Origin of the sequence: Azospirillum tabaci, from assembly GCF_014596085.1 — a bacterium.
GTDB lineage: Bacteria > Pseudomonadota > Alphaproteobacteria > Azospirillales > Azospirillaceae > Azospirillum > Azospirillum tabaci.
Map to the genome: position 1 here is coordinate 41,230 of NZ_JACCJY010000044.1, position 7,374 is coordinate 48,603.

At 68.9% G+C, this 7,374-nt stretch carries 4 protein-coding genes and 1 pseudogene; 2 read left to right on the forward strand and 3 right to left on the reverse strand.

Annotated features, from left to right (window positions below; translation table 11 throughout):
• Positions 1-20: 20 nt before the first annotated feature.
• The 3 genes and pseudogenes from H0B54_RS27345 to H0B54_RS27355 form a co-directional block, all read right to left on the reverse strand.
• Positions 21-3,527, reverse strand: a pseudogene (locus H0B54_RS27345) (indolepyruvate ferredoxin oxidoreductase family protein); the annotation flags it as partial.
• A gap of 362 nt (positions 3,528-3,889) precedes the next feature.
• The gene (locus H0B54_RS27350) at positions 3,890-4,921 is read right to left on the reverse strand and encodes a response regulator (RefSeq protein ID WP_188262949.1); all 1,032 of its coding nucleotides are present in this window, start codon (positions 4,919-4,921) and stop codon (positions 3,890-3,892) included.
• A gap of 181 nt (positions 4,922-5,102) precedes the next feature.
• Positions 5,103-5,540, reverse strand: a complete 438-nt coding sequence (locus H0B54_RS27355) for a CBS domain-containing protein (RefSeq protein ID WP_145628624.1) — start codon at positions 5,538-5,540, stop codon at positions 5,103-5,105.
• A 188-nt stretch (positions 5,541-5,728) separates the two neighbouring features.
• On the opposite strand from H0B54_RS27355, the gene H0B54_RS27360 reads away from it, so the two are divergent.
• Both H0B54_RS27360 and H0B54_RS30345 read left to right on the forward strand, forming a co-directional pair.
• Entirely contained in the window at positions 5,729-6,655 is a 927-nt protein-coding gene (locus H0B54_RS27360) for a cation diffusion facilitator family transporter (protein WP_188262950.1), read from the forward strand.
• Between the two features lie 171 nt (positions 6,656-6,826).
• Positions 6,827-7,374, forward strand: a 548-nt coding sequence (locus H0B54_RS30345; protein WP_188262951.1) for a cation transporter, incomplete at its 3' end; no start/stop codon positions are given.

Here is a 7,374-nt window from a genome sequence, read left to right on the forward strand (position 1 = left end):
CTCCCTCTACAGGACCGTCCTCATTCCGCGGCCATCGGCTGCGGGGCGGCGGGCTGGCGGAAGCCGTCGAGCAGGGCGGCCTCCTTCGCCTTGGCCGCCTCGACGTTGCGGGCCTTCACCGGGCCGTAGCCGCGCATCTCCTGCGGCAGGCTGGCGATCTCCACCGCGGTGGCGTGGTTGTCGCGGGTCAGGCCGTGCAGGATCTCGCCCATGATGGCCTCATACTCCGCGATCAGGCGGCGCTCCATGCGGCGCTCGGCCAGCCAGCCGAAGGGATCGAGCGGGCTGCCGCGCAGCCGCTTGCCCTTGGCGAGCAGGCGCAGGGCCTTCAGCATCCACGGACCGAAGCGCTTCTTCTTCGGCTCGCCGCCATCCTCGCCGGTCTCGCCCATCACCGGCGGGGCCATGTGGAACACCAGCTTGTAGTCGCCCTCGAACATCCGCCCGACCTGCTCGACGAAGCCGGTGTCGGTGTAGAGCCGGGCCACCTCATACTCGTCCTTGTAGGCGAGCAGCTTGAAGTAGCCCTTGGCCACAGCCTCGGTCAGGGCGGTGGAGCCGGGGATCTTCTGCCCTTCGACGCGCCGCGTCCAGTCGACCAGCGCGTGGTAGCGGCTGGCGTAGGCCGCGTCCTGATAGTCGGTCAGGAAGGCGGTGCGGCGGGCGATGGCCTCGTCCAGGCTGGACGACGCGCGCCGCTGGTCGAGGATGAACAGGTCATGGGCGGCGGCCTGCTCCTGCGGCGGGTTGGCGGCGGCCTCCACCGCGGCCAGATCGACGGCGGCGCGGCGGCCCCAGTTGAAGGCGTCGGTGTTCATCCTGACGGCCACGCCGTTCAGCTCGATGGCCTTCAGGATGGCCTCGGCGGTGATGGGGATCAGGCCCTTCTGCCACGCGTAGCCCATCAGGAAGGGGTTGGTGGCGATGCTGTCGCCCATCAGCGCGGTCGCCAGCTTGGTCGCGTCGAAGGCGTTCACCGCCCCCTCGCCGCAGGCCTTGCGGATGTCGGCCACCAGATCGCGGACCGGAATCGCGAAGTCCGGCTTCTTCAGGAAGTCCACGGTGATGGTGTCGTGGGTGTTGATGACCGCGCGGGTGTGGCCGTGCGCCATCTTCGACAGGGCGTCGCCCGCCCCGGCGACGATCAGGTCGCAGCCAACCACCGCGTCGGCCCCGCCCGCCGCGATGCGGACGGAGTGGATGTCCTCCGGCGTGGCGGCGATGCGGATGTGGCTGGTCACCGCACCGCCCTTCTGGGCGAGGCCGGTCATGTCCAGTACGCCGACGCCCTTGCCCTCGATGTGGGCGGCCATGCCGAGCAGGGCGCCGATGGTCACCACGCCGGTGCCGCCGACGCCGGTGACGTAGATGCCCCAGGGCCGGTCGAGCGCGGGCAGGGTGGGGGTGCGCAGATCGGACGGGTCGGCCCCGGCCTTGGCGGCCGCGGGCTTGGGCTTGCGGAGCTGCCCGCCCTCGACCGTCACGAAGCTTGGACAGAAGCCCTTGGTGCAGGAATAGTCCTTGTTGCAGCTCGACTGGTCGATCTGGCGCTTGCGCCCGAACTCCGTCTCCAGCGGCACCACCGACACGCAGGAGGATTTGACGGAACAGTCGCCGCAGCCTTCGCAGACCAGCTCGTTGATGATCACGCGCTTGGCCGGATCGACCATCTTGCCGCGCTTGCGGCGGCGGCGCTTCTCGGTGGCGCAGGTCTGGTCGTAGATCAGGACGCTGACGCCGGAAACCTCGCGCATCTCCTTCTGCACGCGCTCCAGGTCGTCGCGGTGCTCGACGCTGGTGTATTGCGGCAGGCCGTCGCCGATGCCGTACTTCTCCGGCTCGTCGGAGACGACGACGATGCGGCCCACGCCCTCGGCGCGGAGCTGGTTGGCGAGCGACTGGACGGTCAGCGTGCCGTCCACCGGCTGGCCGCCGGTCATCGCCACGGCGTCGTTGAACAGGATCTTGTAGGTGATGTTGGCCTTCGCCGCGATGGCCTGCCGGATCGCCAGGATGCCGGAATGGTAGTAGGTGCCGTCGCCGAGGTTGGCGAAGATGTGCTTCTCCTCGGTGAAGGGCGCCTGGCCGACCCAGGGCACGCCCTCGCCGCCCATCTGGGTGAAGGTGTCGGTCTTGCGGTCCAGCCACGTCGCCATGTAGTGGCAGCCGATGCCGCCCAGCGCCCGGCTGCCCTCCGGCACATGGGTGGAGGTGTTGTGCGGGCAGCCGGAGCAGAAGGTCGGCTTGCGGATGACGCGGGCCTGATGGGCCTTCTGCTTTTCCTGGGCGTCGAGGAAAGCGACGCGGCGCTTCAGGTTCTCGTTGTCGACGAAGCGCTCCAGCCGGCGCCCGATGACCACGGCGATCTGGGCGGGCGACAGTTCGCCGGCGGAGGGGAGAATCCACTCGCCATGCTCGTCGAACTTGCCGACCACCTTCGGGCGGACGTCGGGGTGCCAGTTGTAGAGCTGCTCCTTGAGCTGGTTCTCGATGACCGCGCGCTTCTCCTCGACCACGACGATCTCGTCGAGCCCCTCGGCGAAGTGGCGCACGCCGTCGCGCTCCAGCGGCCAGGGCATGCCGACCTTGTAGACGGTGAGGCCCCAGTCGGCGGCCATCTCCTCGGTGATGCCCAGCTCGTCGAAGGCCTGCCGGACGTCCAGATAGCTCTTGCCGGTGGTGACGATGCCGAAGCGCGGGCGCGGCGAGGCCATCATCACCTTGTCAAGCCGGTTGGCACGCGCGAACGCCAGGGCGGCGTAGAGCTTGTGCTTCATCAGCCGGTATTCCTGCTCCAGCGGCGGGTCGGGCCAACGGATGTTCAGGCCGCCCGGCGGCATCGGGAAGTCGGCGGGGACGATCGGGCTGACGCGGTGCGGGTCGATGTACACCGAGGCCGAGGTGTCCACCGTCTCGGCGATCGTCTTCATGGCGATCCAGCAGCCGGACCAGCGGCTCATCGCCCAGCCGATCAGGCCGTAATCCAGGATCTCCTGCACGCCCGACGGGTTCAGCACCGGGATCATCGCGTGCATGAAGGCGTGTTCGGACTGGTGCGGGAAGGTGGAGGACTTGGCGTTGTGGTCGTCGCCGGTCAGTACCAGCACGCCGCCGTTGCGCGAGGTGCCGGCGGCGTTGGCGTGCTTGAACACATCGCCCGACCGGTCGACGCCCGGACCCTTGCCGTACCACATGGAATAGACGCCGTCATACTTGGCGCCGGGGAACATGCCGACCTGCTGGCTGCCCCAGACGGCGGTGGCGCCCAGCTCCTCGTTCACGCCGGGCTGGAAGCGGATGTGGTTCTTCTCCAGGAACTTGCGCGCGTTCCACAAATTCTGGTCGAAGCCGCCCAATGGCGATCCGCGGTAACCCGAAATGAAACAGGCGGTGTTCAGCCCGGCGGCAAGATCGCGCTGGCGCTGCATCATCGGAAGGCGCACCAGCGCCTGGGTTCCCGTCAGGTACACGCGGCCTTGTTCAAGCGCGTACTTGTCGTCCAGGGTCACGGTTGCGAGAGCCATTGTTCCATCCCCTTTATGGCGCCCTGAAAAGCGCTGTTCGGGGCGCGTTCGCCGCGCCGCTTCTTGTGTTTGTTCGACAAGCAAAAAGGTAACGAAGGCTGTCTTATTCGGCAACCGGCGCCGGGCCTCCCCATGCAAAAAGCAAGGAACGGTCCGGCGCTCGCAGCGCTGTGAAACGGACGGACGGGAATCGCCCTCCGGCGGGACATTCCCGCTCGCGTCCATAGGCGCTGGAACCTTGCCCTCACCGCGGTCCTCCCCCGCTTCGCCAGGGAGTGTGCCTTCTGCGAAGCGGCGGCAGCCCCCTCCCCTGCGAGAGCGGGGGAGGGTTAGGGTGGGGGCTCTTTACCCGATATGGGAAGTCTTCAGGCGGGCGGCAGGGGAGAATGGCCAGGAGAATGACCGGATGAATGACCCGCGTCGCCGCCGTGATCCGGCGCGCCGAAGACGCCGTCCGGCCACAGGCTGGGACCATTGCCGTCGCGCAGGCTGAGGCTGCGCACCATGGCGCGCAGGGCGCTGACCATCACCCGCAAGGCGGCGGAGGAGTCTGCCCCGCCACCGATGCTGATGGTCCAGCGCAGGGCGTCCATATGGGCCTGCACCGCCTCCTGGAAGCTCTCACCGTCATGCTCCACCCAGGTGACGCAGATGGACAGCGACGCGACGATGGCGGTTGCCGCGGCGTTGCCGGCGGCGGCCAGTTGCAGATCGGACACCGCGTGGCGCAGCCGCGTGCCCAGCGCGTCAGGGCAGGCCAGCGCCCTTTCCATCCGGTCGAGCGCCAGCACCAGCCGGACCATCTTCGGATCGGTCGAGCGCAGCGAACCCGTTTCCGTTGTGGACGCGCCGGGCAGGCGCTGCGGCGGGGGCGGCAGGCGCAGGGGAGCCGGAGCGGAGGAGATCGCCGGACGGGCCGGCGCCGGGCGGGAGGAGGGAGGCGTGTTGTTGTTCATCGGCTTCGCCGTGGCCGCCTCGGCCTGGGAACGTCCACCCCTGCGGGGATTGTTCAGCACGGTTTCGATCCGCCGGGCGATGGTGGCGGCCGAGGCCGGCTTGGCGAGCACGGTGTCAGCCCCGGCGTCCCAGGCGGCGCGCACGGTGGCGACGTCGGCGTTGGCGGTCAGGACGATGATCGGCAGATCGGGGCTGAGGCAACTGACCGAGCTGCGCACCCACCGGACGAGTTGCCCGCCGCCCACCGGTTCCATCACCCAGTCGGTGACCATCAGGTCGTAGGGCTCCCGGCGCAGCAGCTCCATCGCCTCCTGCCCATTGGCGGCGGGGGCGACCTGACCGACCCCCCAATGCTCCAGCATGTCCCGCAGAGCCCGCAGCAGCAGCGGGTTGTTCTCGACGACCAGGATCTTCAGGTGGGTCGGGTAGCGGCGTGGCATGTCGGGTCCGAAGGTTCGGGAACGAAGCGTTACCGAATATCCGAACGCCGCCCTGGGATTTCAGGACGCGGAGACGTGTTAGCGCCAATCGGCGCGCGACCGGGGGAGCCTCTTCGCCTCATGGAGTGCGCTTGGTCTTCGGCTCCCCCGTCCGGGGGCTCGGTCGAGGTCCGAGGTGCCACTAGCGGACCAGGGCGAGATCCTTCAGAACGGCCACCTCGTGGGCCTGCTCGTCCAACCGGGCCTTCACGGCGTCGCCGATGGAGATCACGCCGGCAAGGTCGCCCGCCTCGTTGCAGACCGGCACATGGCGATGGCGGCGCAGGGTCATCATCTGCATCAGGTCCTTGATCGTGTCCTCCGGCCGGCAGGTCTTGACCTGCCGGGTCATCAGATCCTCCACCGGCATATCCAGCGCGTCGGCGCCATGCATCGCCACGGCGCGGACAATGTCGCGCTCCGACAGGATGCCGGCCAGCCGGCCCCGGCGGTCGCACACCACCAGGGCGCCGATGCGCCGGTCGGTCAGCGTGCGGGCGGCGGTCCGGATGGTTTCGGACGGCAGGATCGAGGCGACGGTATGGCCTTTGCGGTTCAGAACCTCGGCAACGACGGTCATGTCCACCCTCCCATTTTGGAGTTGGCGAATCGGCGGGGTCCGATTCGAAATGAGCCTGGAGCGGCCGGCGGTTCCGGCAAGGGCTTGGCGGTCCGGATTGGAAAATCGGATTTGCCGTGTTGCCGGGGCCGTTATGCATGAAAGCATGGCGACCGCTGAATCATGGACAGGGGAAAGGGAGAGCACGCATGACCGCCGAGCAGAAGGTTCTTCGCCTGTCCATCGCCGTCACGGTGCTTCTGGCGGGAGCCGGCATCCTGTTCGGCCTTCTGTCGGGCTCCTTCGCCATCGTCTTCGACGGCATCTATTCGCTGGTGGACGCCAGCATGACGATGGTGACGCTGCTGGTGTCCAACCTGATCGCCGCCTCGACCAGTGCCGGCCCACGCCGCGGCAAACTGGTCGAGCGCTTCACCATGGGCTTCTGGCATCTCGAACCGATGGTCCTCGGGCTGAACGCCACCCTGCTGATGGGAGCGGCGATCTACGCGCTCATCAACGCTGTCGGCAGCCTGATGACGGGGGGCCGCGATCTGGCTTTCGACCACGCGATCGTCTACGCGGCGGTGACCGTTCTCGTGGCGGCCGGCATGGCGGTCTTCGCGACGCGGGCGAACCGGACGGTCCGCTCCGACTTCCTGGCGCTCGACGCGAAGGCCTGGATCATGTCGGCGGCGCTCACCGCGGCCCTGCTCGTCGCCTTCGTCTTCGGCTACCTGATCCAGGGCACCCGGCTTCAATGGATGTCGCCCTACATCGACCCGGCGGTGCTGGCCCTGGTCTGTCTGGTGGTCATCCCGATTCCGGTGGGGACGATGCGGCAAGCGCTGGCCGACGTCCTGCTGGTCACGCCCGTCGACCTCAAGCGGCATGTCGATGCCGTGGCGTCGGAGATCGTGCGGCGCCACGGCTTCTCCTCTTACCGCGCCTACGTCGCGCGGGTGGGCCGGGGCCGGCAGATCGAGCTGTTCTTCATCGTCCCGAGCGGCTGGCCGCCGCGCACGCTTGAGGAGTGGGACAGGATCCGCGACGAGGTCGGCGCGGCGATCGGCGGCGAAAGTCCCGACCGGTGGCTCACCATCGCCTTCACCAGCGATCCGGAATGGGCTGAATGACGGCCTGGCCTATGGACGGGCCGGACCGCGTACATTAGCTTTCCGTGAGAAACGGAGCGCGTGGCGCGGGCGGAGGGCGACGGGATGGCCGGCAATTGCTGTGGAGGCTCCTGTGGGAGTGATGGTCGTTCAAACAGTGGACGACAAGCCGATTACCGCCGCACCCTGCGCATGGCGCTGCTCGTCAACGGGCTGATGGCCGCCGTCGCCCTGGCCGCCGGGCTGGAGACGCAATCCATGGCCCTGCGGGCGAGCGCGCTGGATTTCCTGGCGGCCGCGCTGACCCACGGCGTCGGCCTGTGGATGATGGGGCGGGGGCTGGAGGCCCGCGGCTGGGCGACGCTGGCGAGAGGGCTGGCGCTGACCGTGCTCGGGCTGGGGGTGGTGGCCGCGACGGCGTGGAGCGCCTACGCCGGAACGGTTCCCGACGCACCGGTGATGAGCCTCGTCGCGCTTCTCGGGATGGGGGCGAGCCTGACGGTGGCGGTCCTGCTGTTCGCCGGACGGCGCGGCGTAGTGTCGCTGCGCGCGGTCTGGCTGTGCGCCCGCAACGGCGTGCTGACCAACGCCGCGGTGATGATGGCGGCGGCGGGCGCATGGACGATGGGGCAGGGCTGGCCGGACCATCTGGTCGCCGCGGTGGTCGCTGCCACGGTGCTGTCCGCCGCGGTGGCGGCGCTGCGGCAGGCGGTGGGGGGACGGCGCGCGTGGCACGCGCC

Bases quoted from the DNA above. Each gene is read 5' to 3' on its own strand.
- H0B54_RS27350 (WP_188262949.1), bottom strand. From the start codon at position 4,921: ATGCCACGCCGCTACCCGACCCACCTGAAGATCCTGGTCGTCGAGAAC.
- H0B54_RS27355 (WP_145628624.1), bottom strand. From the start codon at position 5,540: ATGACCGTCGTTGCCGAGGTTCTGAACCGCAAAGGCCATACCGTCGCC.
- H0B54_RS27360 (WP_188262950.1), top strand. From the start codon at position 5,729: ATGACCGCCGAGCAGAAGGTTCTTCGCCTGTCCATCGCCGTCACGGTG.